This is a genomic window from Klebsiella sp. GW_Kp181 (genome assembly GCF_040062315.1).
Classification (GTDB): Bacteria; Pseudomonadota; Gammaproteobacteria; order Enterobacterales; family Enterobacteriaceae; genus Klebsiella; species Klebsiella oxytoca.
In genome coordinates this window covers 22400-48369 of record NZ_JBEAFR010000075.1, presented here as the reverse complement: position 1 = coordinate 48369, position 25970 = coordinate 22400, and the positions used below count along the sequence as shown (strand labels likewise).

Sequence of the window (25970 nt, the reverse complement as noted above, 5' to 3'; positions counted from 1 at the left end):
TTAACCGTCAATCACTTGTTTTTAAAGCGATCGAAATAAGAATAGACGTGAATGAAATGATGGTAAATATTTGTTTTGTGAATTATTGGGCGCAGCAAATCGCGCCCAATTGCTTAGCGGAAACGAAGATCGCGGCCGTGAGGTTCGTTAAGATCCTGCTGCGGACCAACGGAGATAATCCCGGTCGGGTTGATGGTTTTATGGCTACGGTAGTAATGGTTGCGGATATGGGCGAAGTCCACCGTTTCCGCAATGCCCGGCATCTGGTAGATATCGCGCAGGAAGCCATACAGGTTGAGGTAATCGCTGATGCGGCGTTTGTCGCATTTAAAGTGGGTCACGTACACCGGATCGAAACGAACCAGGGTGGTCCACAGGCGAATATCAGCTTCCGTCAGTTGGTTACCCGTCAGGAAACGATGCTGGCCAAGGATTTGCTCCAGACGCTCCAGAGCGGTAAACACTGCATCAACCGCTTCATCATAGGCCTGCTGGCTGGTAGCGAACCCGGCTTTATAGACGCCGTTATTCACGTTGTCGTAGATCCAGCCGTTCAGCTCATCAATCTGATCGCGCAGCTCAGGCGGGTAGTAATCTCCTGCGCGGCCGCCCAGCCCATCGAAGGCGGTATTAAACATGCGGATGATTTCCGCCGACTCATTGCTGACGATGGTGTGCTGCTTTTTGTCCCACAGCACCGGCACCGTAACGCGCCCGCTGTAGTGGGGATCGGCATGCAGATAAAGCTGATAAAGATATTCGTGCTGGTAGAGCGTATCGCCGGTGGCTGCCGGGAAGCTATCGTCGAAAGTCCAGCCGTTCTCGAACATCAAGGGATTAACCACGGAGACGGAGATAAACGGCTCCAGTCCTTTCAGGCTACGCAGAATTAAGGTGCGATGCGCCCATGGGCAGGCAAGAGAAACGTACAGATGATAGCGATCTTTCTCCGCAGCGAATCCGGCTTCGCCGCTTGGGCCCGGCGCGCCGTCGGCGGTTAACCAGTTGCGAAAGGCGGAAACAGAACGCTTAAATCGCCCTCCGGTGGATTTGGTGTCATACCAGGTGTCGTGCCAGACGCCGTCAACTAATTGTCCCATTATTTCCTCCTTTATACCCGTCATACTTCAAGTTGCTTGTGCGTTAGCCGCGTTACTCGGCCTGCGGTCTCGCCCCTTCGGGGCCAGCGCAAGCGCTGTTCAAAACGGTTAACCGTTTTGTTCTGCAACTCGAATTATTTAGGGTATAGATAATAAAAGCGAGGAGATGTCTCCTCGCTTTATATTTATTCAGTATAGTGCTCTTACCACTTTTTATTCAGTACGCGGTCGATACTAAAGGCGCCTGGACCGGTGATAGCCAGCAGCAGGAAGCCGCCCGCGATGGTCAGGTTTTTCATGAACATCAGCGAGTTCACGCCTTCAGCAAAGTTGCTGTGGAACAGGAACGCGGTCAGCACGGTGAAGCCGGCGGTGAACAGCGCGGTAGTGCGGGTCAGGAAACCGAACAGGATTGCCAGACCGCCGCCGAATTCAAGCAGGATCACCAGCGGCAGCATAAACCCAGGGACGCCCATGGCTTCCATATATTGTTGTGTACCCGCATACCCGGTAATTTTTCCCCAACCTGCGGTAATGAACAGAATGGGCATCAGAATGCGCGCTACCAGTACACCAACATCTTCTAATTTTTTCATTTCCTACTCCAGAAAACCCAAAGGGCGGCGATTTTGTTTTTCAAAGTAATCCAGCGTGTTACGCGGGGTTGCTGTCGATGGAGTGAATATTAGCGGGGCCGTGACGGAATTGTTAGCAAGGAAAACTGTAGATCTTCTTCAAAGATTCTGAGTGATTATTGATAAACCAAATGAATAGAAGAACCGCTATAGCGGCGCTGAAGATGAGAAAAGAAGAAATGAGAAGCGATGCGGCTGTCATGAAATTAAAGGGGAAGCAGATCTGCTCATGATGCCGGGAGGCGGCTGGCGCCTGACCCGGCTTATATCATTCCGCTATGAACACTAGCCTCAGCGTGATGACGACTGGCGCAGCAGATTGCGGGCCATCCGCCAGGTGCTCCAGATACCGAGGCTGCGTTTTGCCCAGCGCATCAAAAAGCGCGGATGACGAACTGACCATATTGCCACGAGGCCGCTGCCGACCATTGCCCATGAACGCAGATTCAGCAGGGTATTCCAGCCCCGATCAATGGGCGCAGTTGCCTCAAGCCAATGGCGGTGGCTGGCGCTAAGGTCCAGCCGCTGCTGTTGGATCAGGCGCAGCAAAAGCGCTTTTTGTCGTTCGCGTTCCTGCTGTTCGCGGCTCATGGCTTATCGTCCTCCAGCAATGCGCGGTCGTTTGCCAGCTCCTGACGCGTGAAGCGCAGGAACGTTGAACGTCGGGCTTTGCGTAAGGTCCAGATACCGCCAATGAGCGCTGCCAGCAGCAGAACCGCCGTGGTGCCGATCATCACGTTTAATCGATATTGCGCATCGACCGCCCAGATGATCAGAACCAGCATGCTCATCAAACCAAACGCGGCGAACAGCAGCGTCAATCCGAGCATCAAGAATAGCTGGATGAGGTTGGCTTTCTCCTCTTCCAGCTCCACGACGACCAGGCGCAGGCGCGTTTCCACCATCTCAACCAGCAAAGTGACGATGCGCTGACCGATGCCGAAAACGCTTTGTCCGGGGCCTTGCGTGCTTTTAGAATTCGCCATAATTAACGACGCGTCAGCAGGACACCCAGCACCAGCCCGACGGCAGCACCAATTCCCACGCCGGTCCACGGGTTTTCACGGACGTATTCATCTGCACGCGCAGCGGTTTCTCGCGTTTGCTTCATGAGAGCGTCGCTGGTTTCACCCAGGCGTACACGGCTTTCCTTCAGCGCGCTTTCGGCTTTACTACGTAGCTTACCGATCTCTTCTTTCGACTTATCCGTGGAGGAGTTCAGCACTTCTTCCAGGGTATCAGCCAGCGTCTTCAGTTCCGCACGCAGGTCTTCTGCAACGTTATCTTTAGCCATGTTTATCTCCTGTTAAAGTGGTCCATATTGGTCTTGCTTAAGCGATTAGTACTCGCGAGATTGCAGCTCTTTCAGTTCTTGCTGCGCTTCTTCAAGTTTACGCTGGCGCTTGCTGATTTTATCAGCATCGCCTTTCTGTTCGGCTTCGCGCAGGTCGTTGCGGCGTTCGGCAATTTCTTCCTGCTGTTTGGCGATTTTTTTCTGGTGATCGGCTTTGAGCTGGCTGTCGCTGCAGTGAGCTTTCACTTCGCTCAGCGCCTTTTTCAGACCGTCAATACGATGCTGATTATTATGCTTTTCTGCGTAGCTGATCTCCCGCTGGATATCCTGCTCTTTTTCCTGGCAAGGGGAGATGGCAAAGGCGCTGGCGCTAAGTGATGACAGAACCAGGAGCAAAGCGATGCGGTGTTTCATGGATACTACCTTCCATTGTGCGGGGGAATAACCCCGATCCAGTTGATAAACGTGAGTCTGGTGACTTCCGCAAACTTAATGATAGTAAGTAAACCGGGAAATCACCAAACCGGGTGAAAATATTCGGAATTTTCGTTGATTACCCGAATCTGTGTGGCGTATCGCGCAGGCGGGAAATCCAGGCCGTCGGCGAATCATCATCTTCCACTAAAGCGATAATATAACCATGCGGCAGAGCGCGACCCAAAACTTCTTTGGCGGCGGCTCCCTGAGCGCTGGAGTCAAACTTGATGAGCAGACCGTCATTCTGTGGCGTAATGCTCTTAAAACGGATGCCGTTGGCATCGAGATGGTGCCAGACGGAAAAACCGTCCGGCATGCTAATACCCTGGCTAACGGGACGAATAGCCAGGGTTGATTCCTGCTGCTGCACGGTGAGCCAGAGCCAGAACAGGCCGCACAGGAGTAACGAACCGCCCAGCATCCAGCTTATCTGACGTAGAGAGGCGCGCTTTATCGCCATTGTCAGCCCCGGCTCCTGTATTTTTTCTTCCACAGGACGATCAGCGAGCCAATCAGGCCGAATACCAGCAGCGCGACGGGCAGCAGCATCAGGCAGGACATCAGCTGATCTTCATATTTCAGGAATACCGGCGTTTTCCCCAACAGATATCCCAGCGAAGTCAGAATCAGCACCCACAGCAGCCCGCTCATCCAGTTAAAAAACTGGAAACGCGCGCTGCTCAGGCCCGACAGGCCGGCAATGGTCGGCAGCAGCGTGCGCACGAAAGCGATAAAACGGCCAATCAGCAGGGCGGAAAGCCCGTGCTTATGGAACAGATGATGCGCGCGCTGGTGGTAGTGCGAAGGGAGATGCGACAGCCAGTTTTGTACGATACGCGTATTGCCCAGCCAGCGGCCCTGAATATAACTTAGCCAGCAGCCCAGGCTTGCCGCCGCGGTAAGTAGCAGCAGCGTTTGTGGAAAACCCATCGCGCCTTTGGCAATCAGTACGCCCACCAGAACAAGCAGGCTATCGCCTGGTAAGAAGGCGGCGGGCAGCAGACCGTTCTCAAGGAATAAAATCATAAATAAGACAAAGTACAGCATGCCAATCATGGAGGGATTAGCGAGAGTTTCGTAATCCTGAGCCCACAAGGCATTCAATAATTGGGTTAATAGTTCCATTCACGATTCCTGGTACATCGGTTAACGGCACGTCTGAACGCGGCATATGCATGGCGACATAGCTTCTTATTGGATTATGGTCGCTACTGCGCTCTGAACGGTTCCCTGTTTAAAAGTGAAGTAAGCAAAAGCTTACTCTCAGAACGACAAAATGCATCTAATTGTAACAAACCCGCTGACTTTACGTCAGAGAAATTGCAGTTTGTTGCATTCTGATTTTGCTGATTGCGGCGGAGGGTGGCGAGTGTATTTACACAGGCTGACACTATATATGCTTTGCTTACCCTGAGGGCTTTTCGGGCAGCGCAGGAGTTGCTGCCCGGCAGGGAGATAAAGGGCTATTTTGCGCCGTTGGCGGCCGTATCGAGATGAACTACCGGATTATCGGCAAACAGGTAGCGATCGGCATTGAATTCAAAGTCATCGCTGGTTTCATTGAATAACATCAGCTTGGTATTTTCCAGATGCTGCCACATGGCCAGCTTAGCCGCATGGGGATCTTTGCGAATCAGCGCTTTCAGAATTTGATCGTGATCGTCGCACCAGTTATCGACGGTACGCGAGTCGATATGGTCATGCAGCTTTTTCCAGTACGGGTTATGTACGCGCTGGGTCCACATCTTTTCCACGATAGCGGCGAGGGCGGTGTTTTGCGTTGCCAGCGCCACCTGCACATGAAACTGAAGATCCCATTCGGAATCGCGAAAACACTTCTCTTTACGCGCTTTTTCCTGGATTTCCATCAACTTCATGATGTCCTGCTTGGTCACCTGAGTGGCGGCGAATTCGGCAATGTTGCTTTCGATCAGCTGGCGGGCCTGCAACAGCTCAAAAGGACCATAATTGGCGAATTCCAGCGATTCATCGGCAATTTGCTGATGTTTCGGATGATTGGAGATAACGTGGATACCGGAACCTTTGCGGACTTCAACGTAGCCTTCCACTTCCAGCATAATGATGGCTTCGCGAACGACGGTACGACTTACGCTTTTTTCGTCAGCGATAAACCGCTCTGCGGGTAGCTTATCGCCTACAAGGTAGACACCTTGTTCAATACGCGTCTTAAGCTCAGCGGCAAGCTGCTGATACAAACGACGCGATTCAGTGATTTCCATATTCGCTCCCGGGAGATGGCGACAATATTGGATTTGTTATACCACTTTTACGCGCTTCTCACCACAAGAAGAAATGAAAAAGCCGCCTTCATCAAGGCGGCTTCGGGAGGGGGGAGCCCGCGTTTAACTAGCTTTGCGTGGCAGGCTTACTGGTTTCCAGCGGAGTGCTGTCGTCATCCGCAGATTTATTTTTTAGTACGGTCCAGATGACCACCGCGCCCAGCACATCGAAGATGGCCAGTACGGCGAACAGCGGGCTAAAGCCGATAGTATCCGCCAGCGCGCCAACCACCAGGGCAAACATGGTGCTGGCCAGCCATGCGGCCATGCCGGTCATACCGTTCGCGGTTGCCACTTCGTTACGACCAAATACGTCGGAAGAGAGCGTGATCAGCGCACCGGACAGCGCCTGGTGAGCAAAACCGCCGACGCACAGCAGGGCAATAGCGACGAACGGGCTGGTGAACAGACCGATCATCCCTGGGCCAATCATCAGCAGCGCGCCCATCGTCACGACCATTTTACGGGAAACAATCAGGTTCACGCCAAACCAACGCTGGAACAGCGGCGGCAGGTATCCACCGATAATACAGCCGAGGTCGGCAAACAGCATCGGCATCCAGGCGAACATGGCGATTTCTTTCAGGTTAAAGCCGTAGACTTTAAACATGAACAGAGGGATCCAGGCGTTAAAGGTCCCCCATGCCGGTTCGGCAAGGAAACGCGGCAGGGCGATACCCCAGAACTGACGGTTACGCAGAATCTGCCACGGAGACATTTTCTTGCCGTTGTTAGTCTGGTGATGAGACTCCTGGCCACCGATGATGTAGTCGCGTTCTTCGTCAGTTAATTTTTTCTGATCGCGCGGGTGTTTATAGAACACCAGCCACGCCATTGCCCAGGCAAAGCTCAGTACGCCGGAGATGATAAAGGCCATCTGCCAACTGTGCATAACGATAGCCCAAACCACCAGCGGCGGAGCAATCATAGCGCCGATAGAGGAGCCGACGTTGAAGTAGCCGACGGCGATAGAACGCTCTTTCGCCGGGAACCATTCGGAACTGGCTTTCAGACCCGCCGGGATCATTGCCGCTTCGGCGGCACCCACCGCGCCGCGCGCCAGCGCCAGACCGCCCCAGCTTCCCGCCAGCGCGGTAGAGCCGCAGAACACGGCCCAGGCGATAGCAAAGAAGGCATAGCCGATTTTGGTACCTAAAATATCCAGTACGTAGCCGGCGACAGGCTGCATGACGGTATAGGCAGCGGAATAGGCCGCGATGATATAGGAATACTGTTGGGTGGAGATGTGTAACTCTTCCATCAGAGTCGGCGCAGCTGCCGCCACAGTGTTACGCGTCAGGTACCCCAGCACGGTGCCTAAGGTCACCAGTGCGATCATGTACCAACGTAACCCTTTAATTTTACGCATGTAAACCTCATCGTTTGTTATATATCCGCAGCGGGTGCGGCTATCTTCTTGCCTGTAACGGTGGCGAAGAAGGTGAAACGGAGGGTTCAGGAGAGGAAACCTCGTATGGCCCGAACCTTGCCATTAACTGTTGTGTCTAATTCGGTGTCCATACCGGTAAATCCGACGTGATATTTCGTCGGTAATGCATTCCGTCGGTTTATATGTTTCGACGGCAGCAAGATAACTTGTCATACAACTTCAAAAGTTGAGTAACGTCACAAAAGTGGGAAAGTTTGTGTGGGCATTCGTTCATGCGAGAAAGGCCAGAGCTGGCGCGCTCTGGCGGGCCGTTTACTCCTTTCATGGTACTTTTTTTGTCATCGTTTATTGATCTAACTCACGAAAAATACTTCGGTCTGTAGAAATTGGTGTGATAACTTTGTCAGCATTATAGTCAATCATCTGATGGGCTCCCCCGGGGGCGAAGAGGACACGAAAATGACACCGTTTATGACCGAAGATTTCCTGCTTGATACCGAGTTTGCCCGCCGTCTGTACCACGATTACGCGAAAGACCAGCCGATTTTCGACTACCATTGCCACCTGCCGCCGCAGCAGATTGCGGAAAATTACCGCTTTAAAAATCTGTATGACATCTGGCTAAAAGGCGATCACTATAAATGGCGTGCGATGCGTACCAACGGCGTAGCCGAGCGTCTGTGCACCGGTGATGCTTCCGATCGCGAGAAATTTGACGCCTGGGCGGCCACCGTACCGCATACTATCGGTAACCCGTTATACCACTGGACGCATCTTGAGCTGCGTCGTCCTTTTGGTATTACAGGTAAAGTCCTCTCTCCGGCTACGGCGGACGAAATCTGGAATCAGTGCAACGATCTGCTGGCGCAGGAGAGCTTCTCCGCTCGCGGCATCATGCAGCAGATGAATGTGAAAATGGTCGGCACCACCGACGATCCGGTCGATTCTCTCGAGCATCACGCTTCCGTCGCTAAAGACAGCTCCTTCACCGTGAAAGTGCTGCCAAGCTGGCGTCCGGACAAAGCCTTCAATATCGAACAGGCGACCTTCAACGACTACATGGCGAAGCTGAGCGAAGTGTCTGACACCGATATCCGCCGCTTTGCCGATCTCCAGTCCGCGCTGACTAAACGTCTGGATCACTTCGCCGCTCACGGTTGTAAAGTTTCTGACCATGCGCTGGACGTGGTGCTGTTTGCCGAAGCCAACGAAAGCGAGCTGGATAGCATCCTGGCGCGTCGTCTGGCGGGCGAGGCCCTTAGCGAGCATGAGGTTGCGCAGTTCAAGACGGCGGTTCTGGTTTTCCTCGGCGCGGAATACGCCCGTCGCGGCTGGGTACAGCAGTATCACATCGGCGCGCTGCGCAACAACAACCTGCGCCAGTTCAAACTGTTAGGGCCGGATGTGGGTTTTGACTCCATCAACGACCGTCCGATGGCGGAAGAGCTGTCCAAACTGCTCAGCAAACAGAACGAAGAAAACCTGCTGCCGAAAACTATCCTCTACTGCCTGAACCCGCGCGACAACGAAGTGTTGGGCACCATGATCGGCAACTTCCAGGGGGAAGGTATGCCGGGCAAGATGCAGTTCGGTTCCGGCTGGTGGTTTAACGATCAGAAAGACGGTATGGAACGTCAGATGACCCAGCTGGCGCAGCTTGGCCTGCTGAGCCGCTTTGTCGGGATGCTGACCGATAGCCGCAGCTTCCTCTCCTACACCCGTCATGAATATTTCCGTCGCATCCTGTGCCAGATGATTGGTCGCTGGGTTGAAGCGGGAGAAGCCCCGGCGGACATTCAGCTGCTGGGCGAGATGGTGAAAAATATTTGCTTTAACAATGCGCGTGACTACTTCGCCATTGAACTGAACTAAGACCAGAGGTCGGTTGATATGCAATACATTAAAATCCATTCGCAAGATAACGTCGCGGTAGCGTTGGCGGATATGGCGGCAGGCACGGTAGTCACCATTGACGGCGATACGGTCACGTTGGCTCAGGATATTGCGCGCGGGCATAAGTTTACGCTGCGCGGCATTGCGAAGGGAGACAACGTCATTAAGTACGGTCTGCCGATAGGGCATGCGCTGGCGGATATCGCGCCGGGGGAACATATCCACTCCCATAATACGCGTACTAACTTAAGCGATCTCGACGCGTACAGCTATCAACCGGATCTTATCGAACCCGCCGCGCAGCCGGCGGATCGCGATATCCAGATTTATCGTCGCGCCAACGGCGAAGTCGGCGTGCGCAACGAGTTGTGGATCCTGCCGACCGTCGGCTGCGTCAACGCCATGGCGCGTCAAATGCAGAATCGATTCCTGAAAGAGACGAATGACGCGGAAGATATTGACGGCGTACATCTCTTCAGTCACACCTACGGCTGCTCACAGCTCGGTGACGATCACATCAACACCCGTACCATGCTGCAAAACATGGTGCGCCATCCGAACGCGGGGGCGGTGCTGGTGGTCGGCCTGGGCTGCGAAAACAATCAGGTTGATGCATTTCGCGAAACGCTGGGCGAGTTCGACCCTGACCGCGTCCACTTTATGATCTGCCAGCATCAGGATGATGAAGTGGAAGCCGGGCTGGAGCATCTGCGTCAGCTATATAACGTGATGCGCCACGATAAGCGCGAGCCGGGTAAGCTGAGTGAACTGAAGTTTGGTCTCGAGTGCGGCGGTTCAGACGGTCTGTCCGGCATCACCGCTAACCCGATGCTGGGCCGTTTCTCGGACTACCTGATTGCTAACGGCGGAACTACCGTGCTGACCGAAGTACCGGAAATGTTCGGCGCCGAACAGCTGCTGATGAGCCACTGTCGCGATGAAGAGACGTTTGGCAAGCTGGTGACGATGGTTAATGATTTCAAACAGTACTTTATCGCTCATGACCAGCCGATTTATGAGAACCCATCGCCGGGCAACAAAGCGGGCGGCATCACTACGCTTGAGGATAAGTCGCTGGGCTGTACGCAGAAAGCGGGCTCCAGCCAGGTGGTTGACGTCCTGCGCTACGGCGAGCGGCTGAAAGTGCACGGTCTTAACCTGCTGAGCGCGCCGGGCAACGATGCGGTAGCGACCAGCGCCCTGGCCGGCGCGGGCTGCCATATGGTGCTCTTCAGCACCGGACGCGGCACGCCATACGGCGGTTTCGTTCCGACGGTGAAAATTGCCACCAACAGCGAACTGGCGGCGAAGAAAAAACACTGGATCGACTTCGATGCCGGTCAGCTGATTCACGGTAAAGCGATGCCGCAGCTGCTGGAAGAGTTTGTCGATACCATTGTGGCCTTTGCCAACGGTAAGCAAACCTGCAACGAGCGTAATGATTTCCGCGAACTGGCGATATTCAAAAGCGGCGTCACCCTTTAAGTACTCGTTATCTTTCACGCCACAGCTGCGGCGTGAAACCTTATTGAGTAATAAAGGGAGGCGTTTCAAAAGCGGCGTTTCTGAGTATGATGCGCCGTTTTGTCTTATACCCTAAATAATTCGAGTTGCATGACAAAGCACTTGTGCTTTGAACAGCGCTGGCCCCGAAGGGGCGAGACCGCAGACCGAGTAACGCGGCTAACGCACATGCAACTTGAAGTATGACGGGTATATAAGGATTTCCCATGACCGCATACTGGCTTGCCCAGAGCGTTGGCGTTATCGCCTTTCTGATCGGTATTACGACATTTTTCAATCGCGATGAGCGCCGCTTTAAGCTCCAGCTAGCCGTTTATAGCGCCACCATTGGCGTGCATTTCTTTTTGATGGGCGCCTGGCCGGCGGGTATGAGCGCCGAGCTGAATACCGTTCGTACCCTCGTCTCCATGCGCACCCGCAGGCTGTGGGTGATGACCCTGTTTATTGTGCTCACGCTGGTACTGGGGCTGGCGAAGCTGCAGCACGCTATGGAGCTGCTGCCGATTATTGGCACCCTGGCCAGTACCTGGGCGCTCTTTCGCTGCTCCGGGCTCACCGTCCGCTGCGTGATGTGGTGCGCAACCGCCTGCTGGGTGATCCACAACTTCTGGCTGGGTTCGATCGGCGGCACTCTGATTGAAGGCAGCTTCCTGCTGATGAACGGCCTGAATATCATTCGTTTCCGGCGGATGCAGAAGCGCGGTATCGATCCGTTTAAAGTGGAAAAGGCGGTACAGAAGGAAACCCCCTCCGCGCGTTAGCGGAGGGGGGGAGATTAACTGCGCAGGGCGTTCTTCGCCAGCTGTTCGTCTTCAGCGATACAGGCGGCAGCGGTGAACAGCGCATCGGTTGAGGAGTTCAGTGCGGTTTCGCAGGAGTCCTGCAGGACGCCGATAATAAAGCCGACGGCGACCACCTGCATGGCGATATCGTTCGGGATACCAAACATATTACAGGCCAGCGGGATCAGCAGCAGCGACCCGCCCGCCACGCCGGAAGCGCCGCAGGCGCACAGCGAAGCAACGACGCTGAGCAGCAGCGCGGTCGGCAGATCGACCGGAACGTTCAGCGTGTGCACTGCCGCCAGGGTCAGTACCGTAATGGTAATCGCCGCGCCGGCCATGTTGATGGTCGCGCCCAGCGGAATAGAGACCGAATAGGTATCGCGATCCAGATTAAGCTTTTCGCACAGCGCCATATTCACCGGAATGTTGGCGGCGGAGCTGCGGGTAAAGAAGGCGTATACGCCGCTTTCGCGCAGGCAGGTCATCACCAGCGGATAGGGATTGCGGCGGATTTTCCAGAACACCAGCAGCGGGTTAATCACCAGCGCCACCAGCAGCATACAGCCAACCAGCACCAGCAGCAGCTGGGCGTAGCCCCACAGGGTTTCAAACCCGGTCGTCGCCAGCGTTGACGCGACCAGCCCAAAGATACCCAGCGGCGCAAAGCGAATCACCACCTTAACGATAAAGGTCACCGCGTGGGACATATCGTTGATCAGATTTTTGGTGGTTTCATTGCCGTGGCGCAGCGCGAACCCTAAACCGACGGCCCAGACCAGAATCCCGATGTAGTTAGCGTTCAACAGGGCGTCAATCGGGTTAGAAACCATGCTCATCAGCAGCCCGCGCAGGACTTCAACGATGCCCGACGGCGGAGTAATGCTCTCTGCCGCTGCGTTCAGGTGCAGCGTTGACGGAAAGAGGAAGCTAAACAGCACCGCGGTTAACGCGGCGGCAAAAGTCCCCAGCAGATAGAGGAACAGAATCGGGCGGATGCTGGTTTTTTGCCCCTGCTGATGATTGGCGATGGAGGCCATAACCAGCATCAATACCAGCACCGGCGCTACCGCTTTCAGCGCGCCGACGAACAGCGTACCCAGTAGTCCAACCGCGACGGCGGCCGGTTTTGAGACCGTCGCCAGTAGTACGCCGAGTACCAGACCGATTAAAATTTGTTTGACCAGACTGCCCTGAGCCAGCCGCCGTAGCAGGGTCGATCGGGGTGATGGAGTTGCCATAATTCATTCCTTCCAGTGATGTCGCTGTCCGTCCCGGCTACGTATTATTTGTAACGTTTATGTCCGGATGTAAATAGATGTTTGCCTGGTTGAGTATACGGAAAGAACGCTATTGGGGAAGGGTAAAATGCTGTTTATCGCGCTGAGATCTTATTTTTTAACTATGCATTAACTATTTTGTGACATGAGTAAGAATAATGCGCGGCGAACGTTGCCGACCGGGTGAAACGGGTCTTCACCCGGTCGTTTACCTTTTATTGCAGCTGTTTTTTCTTATCGTTCTGCTTGTTGACCCAGGCGTTGATAAGCAGGGTCAGCACCAGAATACCGCCGACCACGCCCAGAGAAATGCTGATAGGAATATGGAAGAAATCGACAATCAGCATCTTGATGCCGATAAACACCAGAATCACCGACAGGCCATATTTCAGCATCGAGAAGCGCTCCGCGACGCCCGCCAGCAGGAAATACATCGCGCGCAGGCCAAGTATCGCGAACAGGTTGGAGGTCAGCACGATAAACGGATCGGTGGTCACGGCGAAGATGGCCGGAATACTGTCCACGGCAAAGATAACGTCGCTCAGCTCGACCAGGATCAGCACCAGCAGCAGCGGCGTGGCGTAGATAACGCCGTTTTTGCGGGTAAAGAAGCGCTCACCCTCGATTTTATCCGTCATGCGCAGATGATTGCGGATCCAGCGCACCAGCGGTTTATCGCCGATCCCGGAATCATCCTCTTTCGCCAGGGCCATCTTCACGCCGGTAAACAGCAGGAAGGCGCCGAAGACGTAGAGCAGCCACTCAAACTGAGAGATCAGCCAGCTACCGGCGAAGATCATGATCGTACGCAGCACGATCGCGCCCAGTACGCCGTAAACCAGCACTCTGCGCTGTAGCGCAGGCGGAACGGCAAAGTAGCTGAACAGCATCAGCCAGACGAAGACGTTATCCACGGCCAGCGCTTTTTCAATCAGATAGCCGGTGAGGAACGCCAGCGCTTGCGGGTCGGCCACGGCGCGACCTTCGGTCTGCACCAGATACCACCAGAAAGCGGCGTTAAACAGCAGCGAGAGGGTAACCCAGAGAATTGACCAGCCAGCGGCCTGCTTCATGGTCATGCTATGTGCACCACGCCGTCCCTGCAGCAGCAGATCGATAGCCAGCATAATGACCACGACCACTGCGAATCCGCCCCATAACAACGGTGTGCCGACAGTATTCATTACTATTTTCCTTACATAAAAACAAAACGGCTGACGTCGGAAGACGGCAGCCGCTGCGCTTTTATGCATAGACCTCGCCTTCCGGCAAGGTCTCACTTACAACAAGAATCTGTTGCCCGGCGACCGGATGCGGTTTTTCACGCATCGTAATGACGATCGGCCGGCAAGGAAGTTACTCCCCTTTGCGCGTAACAAAGTATTACAGGTTATAAATGGCGTCAATGGAGGCCGACGGACCATTTACACAGCTTTACGCCACCGGTTGACTATCCGCCGGGAACACGACCCCGGTCTGGCGACGAATTTCGCTCAGCAGCTTCGCCGTGATGCGGCTCACTTCCAGACCCGGATGAACCACCTCGTTGGCTTCGACCAGACGCGCGAACTCCTCCGCTTCATACAGCATCGTATTGATATGCTGCGGCTGGGTGAGATCCTGAGGCTTGCCGCCGCGCGGCACGAAACACACTTTCTGGCATTCGGAGATTTTTTCGATCACTAACGCGCCGGCTTCGCCCTGAATTTCGCTGGGGATCGCCGAGTCGCTGACCTTTGAGTGGTGCAAAGTGACATCAAAATCCCCGTAGCTGAGAACGACCGTGCCCTGGCCATCGACGCCGCTCTCCAGCAGGCTGGCGGTTGCGTGCACCGCGCGAGGCTCGCCCCACAGCGCGACCGCCGAGGCCAGGCAGTAAAAGCCGATGTCCATAATCGAGCCGTTAGAGAAGGCCGGATTGAAGGTGTTGGGATTTTCACCGTCGAGATAGCGCTGATAGCGGGAAGAGTACTGGCAGTAGTTAATAAAGGCTTTGCGCAGCTTGCCGATCTTGTCGAATGATTGTTTAAGCAGCAGGAAGTTTGGTAGGCTGGCGGTTTTGAACGCTTCGAAGAGCACCACGTTATTTTCCCGCGCCGTCTTAATGGCGGCTTCCACTTCCTGCAGATTCGAGGCCAGCGGTTTTTCGCAAATGACGTGCTTTTTATGGCGCAGAAACAGGCGGGTTTGCGGAAAGTGCAGCGAGTTTGGGCTGGCGATATAGACCGCGTCAACGTCAGGACTTTGCGCTAAATCTTCCAGCGAAGTGAAGAGATGTTCGACGGGATAGTCGCTGGCGAAAGCCTGGGCTTGCTCAAGGCTGCGGGAGTAGATGGCGATGAGTTTATATTTGCCGGTTTCATGGGCGGCATCGACAAACTGCTTGGTTATCCAGTTTGTGCCAACAACTGCGAAACGTATCATAAACGTTGACGAACTCCGTAAAAGGGACCTTTCGTCACTGTAACACGCCATCATGACAAAACCAGTGCGCTATGGCGCAGAACGCTCTAACGAAAGCTGGGTCAGCCACAGGCGGGTATCAAACTCCAGCTGATGGTACTGCGGCTCCATATGGCAGCACAGCTGATAGAACGCTTTGTTGTGCTCTTTTTCCTTCAGGTGCGCCAGCTCGTGCACCACGATCATCCGCAGAAAATCCTCCGGCGCATCGCGAAAGACGGTGGCGACGCGAATTTCGGCTTTGGCCTTCAGCTTGCCGCCCTGAACGCGGGAGATGGCGGTATGCAGGCCGAGCGCGTTGTTAAGCACGTGGATCTTGTTGTCGTACATTACTTTGTTAATAGGCGCCGCGCCGCGCAGATAGCGGGACTTCAGATCCTGGGTGTACTGATACAGCGCTTTATCGTTGTTGATATCGTGGCCCTGCGGATAGCGCTTTTTCAGCACCTCGCCGAGACGGTTCTGTTCGATTAACGCGGTGACCTGCGCCAGCAGGGATTCAGGGTAGCCCTGGAGATAGGTTAAAGTGCTCATGCGGCCTGTTTGCGTAATTCAGCGACAACAGCCGCGGATTCTAGCACCCCGCGCGGGCAGGATGCCAGAAAGGCAGCGTTACTCGATTATCGCGTCTTCGACCGCCCGGTAGCTAAAGAAGTCAAACAGCGCCTCTTTACGATGCAGCATGCTATCCACGCAGGCCATGCCGACAAACGCGCCGGTAAACTCGCCATAGCGGCTGTATTCATCGGAAAAACGCGAGGTGTCGTAGACCGCGCCGATGTTGAGGTATTTTTCGCCATCCACGGACCACGAGCACTGTATCTCCCGGCCATTAATCGCCATCGCCAGATAGATTTCCCCCTCCGTAAGGCAGATTTTCTGCGGGTCGTCGTGACGCTCACCGTTGTCCATATAAATGATGGCCAGCTGCGCTGCGCCGGAGGCTTCATCCCTGGTTTTATGCAAAAACAGATAGTTCATATTGTCGTAGTAAAGCGCCAGGCCCGCGCTATGCTGATAAATCTCCGGGCTGAAATCCATTTTCGTGGTGATGGTGGCGTATACCGAGGTGAGCTTTTTCGCCAGCAGGCTGACTTTATTCAGCGAGCTCAGCGACTCCTGACCGCGTAAGGCAAGGTAACCCGCTTTACGCTCAAGGCTGGTAAAGCGCTGAAAGCGGATCCGCGGCGCATAGAAGGCGTTATCCAGCGTCTGCCCATCAAAATCATCCCTGTCTGGTTTAGCCGGAAACGGCTGAGAAGGCAGATTAGACTCTTCCACCTGGTGCTGAGCGAGGTTCCCCCCGGCCGCCATGCGCAGCCAGCCATCGTCGCTCCATACCATCTTTTGTATCGCCGTCTCGCGGCCTAGCGGGCAGCGCAACTCCTGGCGGAAGGGTCTGCTGCAAAGGTGGGTTAACCAGACTTCCCCCGTCGGGGTCTCGACGTAGCTGCCGTGCCCGGCCTTTTGCAGATAGGTTTGCGGATTGAAGTAGTGTGGTTTGAGATGACCTGCATCGTGGCGCTCGTTAAAATTCTCCGGCCAGGCGGTGACGATAGGATTTTGCGGATCGCCTTCATAGGGGCCAGCGACCTGCGTTGCGCGCGCCATAGTGACCGCATGGCCGTAACCGGTGCCGCCTTCAGCGACCATCAGATAGTAATAGTCGCCGCGGCGCGTCAAATGCGGTGCTTCTATACAACCGCGATCGGTCCCGCCGCGCCAGATCCGCTGCGGATAGCCGACAACGCTTTGCCTTTGCGGTGAATACTCCACCAGGCAAATGGCGCCCGGTTTTTCGTAACCTTCGCGGGTTTCCCACTCCAGTGAAACGATCCATTTTTTACCGTCGCTGTCGTGCAGGATAGAAGCATCGAAGCCGGCCGAGTGAAGATAAACCGGCTCACTCCACGGGCCGCTGATTTCACTGGCGGTAATAAGATAGTTATCTACATCAAAATAACGCGAATTCATGGAATTCATTACGCCATAAATAACGTAGAACAGCTTTTCCTCTTCACACCAGGTAAGGCTTGGCGCCCAAATACCTTTGGCGGAGGGCAGCTTTTTTAAATCCGGATTCGTATCATCGGTGAGAACGTGGGTGAGTAATTGCCAATGTTTGAGATCTCTCGAATGGTAAATCGGCAAGCCGGGAAACCATTCAAAGGAAGAGACAGCTACATAATAATCATCGCCGCGCCGACAGATACTGGGGTCCGGATTAAAACCTTTAAAAACAGGATTCTGAATCATCGTATTTACCCTTAATGCGCAAAATATAGCGATGATTGTAAACAGGCGATAGCAAAGGGGATATATAGACTCTGGCTATTTATATAATAAACGTCTACTTATCAGGTGACGGCGCTCACAAAACCGCGTTATTTCTCCGCCCGGCTGCCTACGGCATCGGTGCTTCTGACTTTATGACGGAAGGCCAGCGGGGTGTCGTTCATCATCTCCTTAAACTTGAGGCAGAAGTAGGCGCTGTCGGTGAAGCCGGCGCTTTGCGAGATATCGCTGATCTTCAGGTCGGTATTGGTCAGCAGGTTGATAGCGATATTGAGTTTTCGCAGCAGCATAAATTTTTTGAAGCTGATACCGAAGGCGGATTTAAAGGTGCGGGAAAACCAGGATTTCGACCACCGGCAGCGGCGGGCGGCTTCTTCTGTCGTCATCTCAAAATTTTCATTTTCATCAATGGATTGCAGAAGTTCAATCAGCTCGCTGAGGTAGCGGTGGTTGGTCCGTTCGGTAATGGGGACGGAATCTTTCAGGCTGTTAAAGGCATGCAGCAGCACGCTCTGCATCAGGGAACGGAACAGCGAATCGGCAAAGTCGCTGAACTCGCCGCACCAGCTCAGGAGCAGCTCCAGACGCTCGGCTTCCTCGCCGGAAAGGTAAGCGACTGCGCCGCAGTGCGCGGCGGGTAGCGACAGGTCATATCCCTCAAGCCACTCTTTTTCGAATTGCATAAGATAACGCTTGTGGCTGGCAGCGGCCGGCAGCGTCATTTCATGGATCAATAAGGCAGGGACGAAAACCAGGGTATTGTTTTTTATCGTAAATTTCTCATCACCAATCGAATAGCTGCCTGCCGACTCTCTGAACCACATCAGTTCGTCCATCATATGAAAATGGGGGACTACGTTTATGCCATTGAAATCATTTATGTTATCTACCCGTAAGGTAAATAGCTCGCCGGCGCCCACGGGGATCTTTTCGAAAACGGGAGATTCGTCACTCATCGGGTACACTCTTCTTATATTTAACAGGATGATTTATACATAATCGGTAGGCCCTTCGCAATAACGTACAGAGGACAAATATTAACGATGTTTCTGGCGGAGGCGCGATGAACACTGCCCGTATCAGTATTAAAGAAAAATTTAGCTATGGGTTAGGGGATACCGGCTGTAATTTAGTCTGGCAAACAGTGATGCTGTTTATGGCCTGGTTTTATACCGATGTATTTGGTTTAAGTCCGGCGCATATGGGAACCATGTTTCTCGCGGTAAGGGTATTAGACGCGGTGACCGATGTATTAATGGGGGCGGTGGCGGATCGTACCCGAACTAAATATGGGCAATTCCGTCCTTATATTTTATGGTTCGCCATTCCTTTTGGCGTTCTTTGCTGCTTAACTTTTTATACGCCGGATTTCGGCTATACCGGCAAGCTCATTTATGCCTATGTTTCTTATACCTTATTATCGCTGGTCTATACGGCGATTAACGTTCCGTATTGCGCGATGATCAATAATATTTCTAACGACTCCCGCGAGCGCGTATCGCTCCAGTCCTGGCGCTTTGCGCTCAGTACGCTTGGCGGCCTGATTGTTTCGCTGACCGCGCTACCGCTGGTGGCGTGGTTGGGCCAGGGGAACGTACAAAACGGTTATTTTTACACCATGATCGTAATGGGGGGCCTGAGCATCATCCTGTTCTTTATCTGTTTTGGCCTGACGAAAGAGCGTTACACCACGGATATCGCGGTCAACAACCAAAGCAGCATTCTTGACGATCTAAAAACTCTGCTCGCCAACAAGGACTGGCGCATTTTGTTCGCGCTCAACGTCGTTAACCTGATTGCGGTGCTGTTTAAAGGCGGGACCACGCTCTATTACGTCAACAACATTATGGGGCGGGCGGATCTGGGTAGCCTGCTGCTGACCACCACCCTGGCCTCGGGCGTGCTGGGGGCGATGCTCTCACCGTTTATCTTTAAAAATATTGATAAAGTGAAAGGGTTTAAAATCTCGATGGCCATCGAGGCGGCGCTGCTGACGGGCATGTACTTCGTCCCGGCGGGGAACGTAGCCGCTATCTTTGCGCTGGTGATTATCATCAATATTATTCAGCTGGCCGCCACGCCGCTGCAGTGGAGCATGCTGTCCGATATCATCGATGCGGAAGAAAAACGCAGCGGTAAAAAGCTCAGCGGGATCGTTTTTTCAACGAACCTGTTTGCCATCAAGCTGGGGATCGCCATCGGCGGCGCGCTGGTGGGCTATATGCTGGCCTGGGGCGACTACGTCGGCGGCGCAGCCCAGCAAACCGAGTCCGCGCTGCAGATGATTAAGCTGTTGTTTACCGTCTTCCCCGGCGTGCTGGTGGCGCTGCTGATTGTTATCATGAGCAAATATAGTCTGGACGATAAGCGCCTGTCGCGCATGGCGCAGGACGACCTCCCGGCGTAACGGGCTATCGCCCGGAAGAAGGAGATAATCGGCGCATCTCTATTCTACTGGGCGGAGTTTGCGTATAAACTCGCGGGTTTTAGAGTTCCGGAGGCACAAAGGCGATGAGCCAGGTAGAGTTAAACGGTGAGTTATTCACATTAGAGCGGTTCCCGCCGAATGCTGAAGAGGAAGCGCTTCAGGCGTGGGAAGCGGCGGATGAATATCTGCTGCAACAGGTGAATGATGTCGACGGCCTGACGCTCATTTTCAATGACAGCTTCGGCGCGCTGGGTTGCGCGCTGGCGGAACGCAATCCGGTCAGCATCAACGATTCCTACGTCTCTGAGCTGGCGACCCGCTACAACCTGCGGATGAACGGCATTGATGAAGAGAGCGTACGTTTTCAGGATCCCTTGAGCGAACTGCCCGCAGCTCCGGCACTGGTGCTCATTAAAGTACCAAAACAGCTGGCGCTGCTGGAGCAGCAGCTGCGCGCTCTGCGCGCGGTTGTCACGCCAGAAACCCGCATCATTGCCGCTGCGAAAGCTCGCGACGTCCACAATTCCACCCTGGCGCTGTTTGAGAAAATCCTTGGCACCACCACCACATCGCTGGCCTGGAAAAAGGCGCGGCTGATTTTCTGTACCTTTACCGCGCCTGAGGTAGCCGATGCGCCGCAAACTTACAGCTGGCAGCTGGACGGTACACCGTGGACGATTCACAACCACGCCAATGTGTTTGCCCGCAGCGGCCTGGATATTGGCGCGCGCTTCTTCCTGGAACACTTGCCAGTAAATATTGAAGGCGAGATCGCCGATCTCGGCTGCGGCAATGGCGTGATTGGCCTGAAAGCGCTGGCTTTAAACCCCGACGCCCGGGTGATGTTTACCGATGAGTCCTATATGGCGGTCGCTTCCAGCCGACTGAACGTCGAAACCAATCTGCCGGATGACCTCGAGCGCTGCGAGTTTATGGTGAATAACGCGCTGTCCGATATTGAACCGGACCGCTTCGCCGCCATCCTCTGCAACCCGCCGTTCCATCAGCAGCATGCGATCACCGATCATATTGCCTGGCAGATGTTTAACGATGCCCGTCGTAGCCTGAAGTACGGCGGCGAGCTGTATGTCGTCGGTAACCGCCACCTCGATTATTTCCGCAAGCTGAAGCGCGCGTTCGGTAACTGCACGACGATCGCCACCAATAATAAATTTGTGGTTTTAAAAGCGGTGAAATTGCGTAAGGCGCGTTAAAAGATAATAATCTCGTTCCTGGATAAGCAGGCCGCTATGGCCTGTTTATTTATATTAATCGGACAGGGATTATTAATATGAATCATCAGGAAGATGAATACAATAACGGAGCCGCCACTCCGCGCAAAATTGTCTTAGGCAGGCATCCTGCCGTATTTGTTTGCGTTATACAATGCATAGTTTATATATACATCACTGGCTCTGGCTGGCTCGGGTTTAGTGATAATACCGGTGGAGGGTATAATCTGCTATTCGCTGTCCTGTGGGCAGCAATGGCCTTCGGAATCTATAAATATAGCCGCGCCTGCGCTGCCATGGCGCTGGTTCTTTATTTTATCGATCAACTGGCGGTGGAGTTATTTCCGCCCGGACGCAGCTTTAATGTGGCCTGGCTGGCAGGGACCACGATCTGGTTACTCTGTTTTTGCCGCGGAATCATTGCCTGCTGGATGCGGCGTAAACATAAAGTCATCGGGATTGATGACAGTACATATATTAATAAGCGAACGTTAACGCTGTATCTCATTGTGCTCGTGCTTTTCCATTCATCCTGTCTGGGCCTGAAACAGGCGCAGAAGCACACCCGCAATATCCTCTGGCAGGCGTTTTATCAATCGGTCATGGAAGATAAGAGTAAGATCCCGCTGCCGATAAAAATCGATAATAATACTTCCCTCACCGACATCTATTTTGATCAGCACACCTTGATTGTTGAACACCATGTTCGCCAGACAAAGCTGGCCGATTTACCGATGGCGCTCTACTACGCGCACGCTAAAAAACTTTACTCGCGTTATTGCGCCAACGATGTGGCGAGCTCGCTTGATTTAAAAATGATAGTCCGCTTTGCGCAGGGGTATGAGACGCGTGACCTGTCGTTTACGCCAAAAGACTGTCAATTTTAAGATGGGGAAAATCGCTGAGTGAAGCTATCGCTGCCAGCAATATCAAGATTGCCGTTTGTATCAGGCTGGGGCGATAGTGATGTACCGACTCACGCAGGGAAATGACAATCGCGAGTTGACCTATGGCGCTCGCGATTGTCTGAGCATGAACGTTTAAATCGACAGCGCCAGCCGGGTGCCCTGAGCGATAGCCCGCCGGGCGTCCAGCTCCAGCGCCACGTCGCAGCCGCCGATCAAATGTACCGTTTTACCCGCCGCCCGCAGCGGATCGGCCAGCTCGCGGCGGGGATCCTGACCGGCGCAGATAATCACATGATCAACGTTAAGCACCTGAGATTCGCCGCCGATCGTCACATGTAAGCCGGCATCATCGATCCGTTGATAGCTGACGCCGGGGATCATTTTGACGCCGCGGGCCAGCAGGGTAGCGCGATGGATCCAGCCGGTAGTTTTCCCCAGCCCGTCGCCGGGCTTGCTGGTTTTGCGCTGCAGCATCACGATCTGGCGCGGGCTTTTAGCCAGCTGCATCCCCTCCGGGCGCAGTCCGCCGGCGTTCTGCAGGCTGGTATCGATCCCCCATTCTGCACAGAACTCGCCGATATTCTGGCTGGTGGCAATGCCGGACTGGCTGAGGTACATGGCCGTATCAAAGCCGATCCCGCCGCAGCCGATAATCGCCACCTTCTCGCCTACCGGCGCTTTATCGCGCAGGACATCGAGGTAGCTCAGCACTTTGGGATGCTCGATCCCGGCGATATCCGGCATCCGCGGGGCGATCCCGGTGGCGAGGACGATTTCATCAAATGCCCGCAGATCCCCGGCCGTGACGTGGGTATTCAATCGCAGATCGACAGCGTGAAGATCGAGCATCTGGCGATAGTAGCGCAGGGTTTCGTAGAACTCCTCTTTGCCGGGGATCTGTTTGGCGATATTAAACTGGCCGCCAATCTCGCAATGACCATCAAAAAGGGTAACCTGATGTCCGCGCGAGGCGGCGTTAACCGCAAAGGCCAGCCCGGCAGGACCAGCGCCGACCACCGCCAGCCGCTTCGGCGTGGTCGCGGGCGCTATCGGCATCAGGGTTTCATGGCAGGCGCGCGGGTTGACCAGGCACGAGGTGACCTTGCCGGCGAAGATCCGATCGAGGCAGGCCTGGTTGCAGCCGATGCAGGTATTGATCTCTTCCGCCCGTCCGCTTTGTGCTTTGGAGAGAAATTCGCTGTCGGCGAGGAAAGGGCGGGCCATCGATACCATATCGGTGTCTCCGCGAGCCAGGATCGCTTCCGCCACATCGGGATCGTTAATCCGATTGGTGGTGACCAGCGGGATCGACACCGCGCCTTTCAGCTTACGGGTGACCCAGCTAAAGGCGCCGCGCGGTACCGGTGTGGCGATGGTGGGAATACGCGCCTCGTGCCAGCCGATACCGGTATTGATAATCGTTGCCCCTGCGGCCTCAATGGCTTTTGCCAGCTCGGTGACTTCCGCCAGGGTGCTGCCGCCGCTGACAAGGTCAAGCATTGACAGACGATAGATAATAATAAAGTCGTTGCCTGCGCGCTCCCGTACGGCTCTGACCACCTCTATGGCAAAACGCATGCGTCGGGCGTAGTCGCCGCCCCACTGGTCGTCGCGAAGGTTGGTGCGCGCGGCAAGAAATTCGTTAATCAGATAGCCTTCCGAGCCCATCACTTCGACGCCGTCGTACCCGGCTTCTCGCCCCAGCTGGGCGCAGCGGGCAAAATCATCGATCAGCTGTAAGATCTCCTCGTGGCTCAGTTCGTGAGGCGTAAAGGGGTTGATCGGCGCCTGCAGCGCGGAAGGGGCCACCAGCTTCGGTTGGTAGCTGTAGCGCCCGGTATGCAGGATCTGCAGGGCGATTTTGCCGCCCTCCTCGTGTACCGCGTCGGTAATATAGCGATGATGGGAGAGGTGGCTGGCGTCGTTAAGCACCGCCCCGCCCGCCATGGTGACGCCGGAAGGGGCGGGGGCAATTCCGCCGGTGACGATCAGCGCTACCCCGTGGCGGGCGCGCTCGGCGTAAAAAGCCGCCAGCCGCTGCGCGCCATCCGGGAGCTCCTCCAGGCCAGTATGCATTGAGCCCATCAACACGCGGTTTTTGAGCGTAGTGAACCCCAGCTCAAGCGGGGCGAAAAGCGACGGGTAGCGGCTCATAATCTCTTCCAGTGTAAAATTATTGTTATGTGGTCGGATGAGTTACTAATTTAGCCGCCGCGGGCAAAAAGGGAAAAGGGGAGTGCGGCGATTGTGATGGGATTCAAAGAACGGCGGAAGGTTCTCCCTTCTCCCACCGGGAAAGGGAGAAGGGCGGAATAGCGCAGGGGGCCAGTGAAGCCCGGACTGTTCTCTCTCCTGTCGGGGAGAGGCTTAGGGTGAGGGGGCAACGCGCGCGCGGCGCGCCAGACCCGGCGCCTGCCACATGGAGGTCGTCAATCCGCTGTCCACCAGACCGAGCTGCTCGGCGTACACCGACTGCCATTTGGTCATCATCTCCTGATACAGTTCCCGATGCGCGGGATTAGGCGTAAATTCCCGGTACCAGCTCACCAGTTTCTCACCCGTTGTCGCCATATCGGCGTATAGCCCAGCGCCGGTGCCGGCGGCGATCGCGCAGCCGAGCGCCGTCGCTTCGCGGACCTCCGGCACCCGCACCGGCAGACCGGTGACATCGCTGAGGATCTGGCTCCACAGCGCCCCTTTTGCACCGCCGCCGGCAAAGACCAGGCTATCAAACTGCACGCCGGAAAACTGCGAAATCTGCGCCAGGTTGCAGGCGGAGACAATTGCCGCGTTCTCTTCCAGCGCACGGAAAAGCGTGGCCTTATTGCATTTTTCCGGGTCGATGGAGAGGTTAATAAACGATGGTGCAGCGTGGTACCACTGCTTAAAGTGCATGGCGTCAGAGAAAATCGGCATCACCCCGTGGGAACCCGCCGGTACGCGGCTGGCCATCTCTTCGAGCAGGCTGTAGGCGTCAACGCCGAGGCGCTCGGCAATGAGCTTCTCTTCTGCGCAGAAAGCATCACGGAACCAGCGCATGGTCAGGCCGGTAAAAAAGCTGATGGACTCCGCCTGCGCCATGCCGGGTATGACGTGCGGGTTAACGCGAATATTCATCTCCGGGTCAGTACGGACTTCCGGCAGGTTAACCACCTGCTGCCAGAAAGTGCCGCCGAGCACCGCCGTCTGCCCGGCGCGCACCACGCCGAGACCCAGGCAGCCGAGCTGGACGTCGCCGCCGCCCATCACCACCGGCGTGCCTGCGCGCAGCCCGCTTTGCGCCGCCGCCGCGTCGGTCACCGCCCCCAGTACGCTGCCGGTCTCCTTGACCGGCGAGAGAATATCGGCCCGCAGTCCGGCCATATCCAGCAGCGCCGGGCGCCAGTCGCGGCTGAACAGGTCGAGCATGCCGGTGGTTCCGGCGTTAGAAGGGTCGACCGCCAGCTCGCCGGAGAGCTTCGCCGCCAGCCAGTCGCTGATCATGGTGATGGTCGCCGCTTTGCGGTAGATATCCGGGCGATGGTGGGCCAGCCAAAGCAGGCGTGGCATGGCGCTCAGCGCCAGGGTCTGCCCCGACACGCTGTACACTTCGGATTCAAAACGGTCGTCGTGGATCTCTTTGAGCTCCGCCACCTCGCGGCTGGCGCGAGCGTCAACGTTGGCGCAGGCCCAGATGGCCTCGCCGTTGCGGTCGTAAAGCACGATGCCTTCACGCATCGAGCAGCAGGCCACGGACTGAATATCCGCCGCAGAGAGATGGGCGGCGGCCAGCGCCTGGCGGATACACTGACAGGCCAGCTGCCAGTTGACGCTGAGATCGAACTCCATTGAGCCGGGGACATTCTCAACGCTCAGGTGCTTCCATTCGGCCTGACCGACCGCAATCTGACGGCCCTGGAGATCGAATACGACCGCCCGAACGCTGCCGGTCCCGGCATCTAACGCTAACAGGTAACTCATGACATGCGC

At 55.1% G+C, this 25970-nt stretch carries 24 protein-coding genes; 6 read left to right on the top strand and 18 right to left on the bottom strand.

All coding sequences use genetic code 11. The features are described from left to right. Nucleotides 1-113: 113 nt before the first annotated feature. The 10 genes from ABLV11_RS19340 to ABLV11_RS19295 all read right to left on the bottom strand — a co-directional run bounded on the left by ABLV11_RS19340 (nucleotide 114) and on the right by ABLV11_RS19295 (nucleotide 7175). On the bottom strand, nucleotides 114-1100 hold the full coding sequence (locus ABLV11_RS19340; RefSeq protein WP_017145380.1) for a glutathione S-transferase family protein: 987 nt from the start codon (nucleotides 1098-1100) through the stop codon (nucleotides 114-116). Between the two features lie 203 nt (nucleotides 1101-1303). Beyond that, nucleotides 1304-1696 carry a DoxX family protein gene (locus ABLV11_RS19335; RefSeq protein WP_004105982.1) on the bottom strand — a complete coding sequence of 131 codons (393 nt, stop codon included), beginning with the start codon at nucleotides 1694-1696 and terminating at the stop codon, nucleotides 1304-1306. 330 nt (nucleotides 1697-2026) lie between these two features. After that, nucleotides 2027-2326 (bottom strand): YqjK-like family protein, encoded by a 300-nt coding sequence (locus ABLV11_RS19330; protein WP_004105981.1) that lies wholly within the window; start codon nucleotides 2324-2326, stop codon nucleotides 2027-2029. Continuing rightward, nucleotides 2323-2721, bottom strand: a complete 399-nt coding sequence (locus ABLV11_RS19325) for a phage holin family protein (protein WP_004105980.1) — start codon at nucleotides 2719-2721, stop codon at nucleotides 2323-2325. Before ABLV11_RS19325 ends, ABLV11_RS19330 begins: the two co-directional genes overlap by 4 nt. Before the next feature lie 2 nt (nucleotides 2722-2723). Beyond that, on the bottom strand, nucleotides 2724-3029 hold the full coding sequence (locus ABLV11_RS19320; RefSeq protein WP_004105979.1) for a YqjD family protein: 306 nt from the start codon (nucleotides 3027-3029) through the stop codon (nucleotides 2724-2726). A 45-nt stretch (nucleotides 3030-3074) separates the two neighbouring features. Then, entirely contained in the window at nucleotides 3075-3443 is a 369-nt protein-coding gene (locus ABLV11_RS19315) for a DUF1090 domain-containing protein (protein ID WP_004105978.1), read from the bottom strand. A gap of 139 nt (nucleotides 3444-3582) precedes the next feature. Further along, the gene (gene mzrA / locus ABLV11_RS19310) at nucleotides 3583-3960 is read right to left on the bottom strand and encodes an EnvZ/OmpR regulon moderator MzrA (RefSeq protein ID WP_160886235.1); all 378 of its coding nucleotides are present in this window, start codon (nucleotides 3958-3960) and stop codon (nucleotides 3583-3585) included. 8 nt (nucleotides 3961-3968) lie between these two features. After that, nucleotides 3969-4631, bottom strand: a complete 663-nt coding sequence (yqjA, locus tag ABLV11_RS19305; protein WP_004105976.1) for a DedA family general envelope maintenance protein YqjA — start codon at nucleotides 4629-4631, stop codon at nucleotides 3969-3971. 338 nt (nucleotides 4632-4969) lie between these two features. After that, nucleotides 4970-5746: a transcriptional regulator ExuR gene (gene exuR / locus ABLV11_RS19300; RefSeq protein WP_004105974.1), complete on the bottom strand. Its 777-nt coding sequence runs from the start codon at nucleotides 5744-5746 to the stop codon at nucleotides 4970-4972. Between the two features lie 127 nt (nucleotides 5747-5873). Further along, on the bottom strand, nucleotides 5874-7175 hold the full coding sequence (locus ABLV11_RS19295; protein WP_004115725.1) for an MFS transporter: 1302 nt from the start codon (nucleotides 7173-7175) through the stop codon (nucleotides 5874-5876). 480 nt (nucleotides 7176-7655) lie between these two features. Between ABLV11_RS19295 and uxaC the strand changes: the two genes are divergently transcribed. From uxaC to ABLV11_RS19280, 3 genes are all read left to right on the top strand, one after another. Next, the gene (gene uxaC / locus ABLV11_RS19290) at nucleotides 7656-9068 is read left to right on the top strand and encodes a glucuronate isomerase (RefSeq protein WP_017145382.1); all 1413 of its coding nucleotides are present in this window, start codon (nucleotides 7656-7658) and stop codon (nucleotides 9066-9068) included. 18 nt (nucleotides 9069-9086) lie between these two features. After that, nucleotides 9087-10574, top strand: a complete 1488-nt coding sequence (locus ABLV11_RS19285; RefSeq protein WP_004115722.1) for an altronate dehydratase family protein — start codon at nucleotides 9087-9089, stop codon at nucleotides 10572-10574. Nucleotides 10575-10819: 245 nt separating this feature from the next. Continuing rightward, a complete protein-coding gene (locus ABLV11_RS19280; protein ID WP_004105965.1) occupies nucleotides 10820-11374 on the top strand; it encodes a YgjV family protein in 555 nt (184 codons plus the stop codon). A 14-nt stretch (nucleotides 11375-11388) separates the two neighbouring features. Here the strand turns inward: ABLV11_RS19280 and sstT are convergent, their stop codons facing one another. The 6 genes from sstT to ABLV11_RS19250 all read right to left on the bottom strand — a co-directional run bounded on the left by sstT (nucleotide 11389) and on the right by ABLV11_RS19250 (nucleotide 18389). Further along, nucleotides 11389-12636, bottom strand: a complete 1248-nt coding sequence (sstT, locus tag ABLV11_RS19275) for a serine/threonine transporter SstT (protein WP_004105963.1) — start codon at nucleotides 12634-12636, stop codon at nucleotides 11389-11391. A 254-nt stretch (nucleotides 12637-12890) separates the two neighbouring features. Beyond that, nucleotides 12891-13859, bottom strand: coding sequence for a TerC family protein (locus tag ABLV11_RS19270; RefSeq protein ID WP_004105962.1), 969 nt, complete (start codon nucleotides 13857-13859; stop codon nucleotides 12891-12893). A gap of 250 nt (nucleotides 13860-14109) precedes the next feature. After that, nucleotides 14110-15099 carry a Gfo/Idh/MocA family oxidoreductase gene (locus tag ABLV11_RS19265; RefSeq protein ID WP_348855658.1) on the bottom strand — a complete coding sequence of 330 codons (990 nt, stop codon included), beginning with the start codon at nucleotides 15097-15099 and terminating at the stop codon, nucleotides 14110-14112. A 69-nt stretch (nucleotides 15100-15168) separates the two neighbouring features. After that, nucleotides 15169-15672, bottom strand: coding sequence for a M48 family metallopeptidase (locus ABLV11_RS19260; RefSeq protein WP_014839612.1), 504 nt, complete (start codon nucleotides 15670-15672; stop codon nucleotides 15169-15171). Nucleotides 15673-15750: 78 nt separating this feature from the next. Further along, nucleotides 15751-17394 carry a glycoside hydrolase family 43 protein gene (locus ABLV11_RS19255; RefSeq protein WP_053064444.1) on the bottom strand — a complete coding sequence of 548 codons (1644 nt, stop codon included), beginning with the start codon at nucleotides 17392-17394 and terminating at the stop codon, nucleotides 15751-15753. Nucleotides 17395-17522: 128 nt separating this feature from the next. Next, complete coding sequence (locus ABLV11_RS19250; protein WP_004105950.1) at nucleotides 17523-18389, bottom strand: AraC family transcriptional regulator; 867 nt, start codon at nucleotides 18387-18389, stop codon at nucleotides 17523-17525. Between the two features lie 107 nt (nucleotides 18390-18496). Here ABLV11_RS19250 and ABLV11_RS19245 point away from each other — a divergent pair, with 107 nt between their 5' ends. The 3 genes from ABLV11_RS19245 to ABLV11_RS19235 all read left to right on the top strand — a co-directional run bounded on the left by ABLV11_RS19245 (nucleotide 18497) and on the right by ABLV11_RS19235 (nucleotide 21980). Next, nucleotides 18497-19840 (top strand): glycoside-pentoside-hexuronide (GPH):cation symporter, encoded by a 1344-nt coding sequence (locus ABLV11_RS19245; RefSeq protein ID WP_004105949.1) that lies wholly within the window; start codon nucleotides 18497-18499, stop codon nucleotides 19838-19840. A gap of 104 nt (nucleotides 19841-19944) precedes the next feature. Further along, a complete protein-coding gene (rlmG, locus tag ABLV11_RS19240) occupies nucleotides 19945-21075 on the top strand; it encodes a 23S rRNA (guanine(1835)-N(2))-methyltransferase RlmG (protein WP_004115706.1) in 1131 nt (376 codons plus the stop codon). A gap of 77 nt (nucleotides 21076-21152) precedes the next feature. Continuing rightward, nucleotides 21153-21980, top strand: a complete 828-nt coding sequence (locus ABLV11_RS19235; RefSeq protein ID WP_029496779.1) for a hypothetical protein — start codon at nucleotides 21153-21155, stop codon at nucleotides 21978-21980. A gap of 153 nt (nucleotides 21981-22133) precedes the next feature. Here the strand turns inward: ABLV11_RS19235 and ABLV11_RS19230 are convergent, their stop codons facing one another. Next, nucleotides 22134-24155: an NADPH-dependent 2,4-dienoyl-CoA reductase gene (locus ABLV11_RS19230; RefSeq protein WP_126489580.1), complete on the bottom strand. Its 2022-nt coding sequence runs from the start codon at nucleotides 24153-24155 to the stop codon at nucleotides 22134-22136. Nucleotides 24156-24368: 213 nt separating this feature from the next. Beyond that, nucleotides 24369-25961: an autoinducer-2 kinase gene (lsrK, locus tag ABLV11_RS19225; RefSeq protein ID WP_105889228.1), complete on the bottom strand. Its 1593-nt coding sequence runs from the start codon at nucleotides 25959-25961 to the stop codon at nucleotides 24369-24371. Nucleotides 25962-25970: the final 9 nt, after the last annotated feature.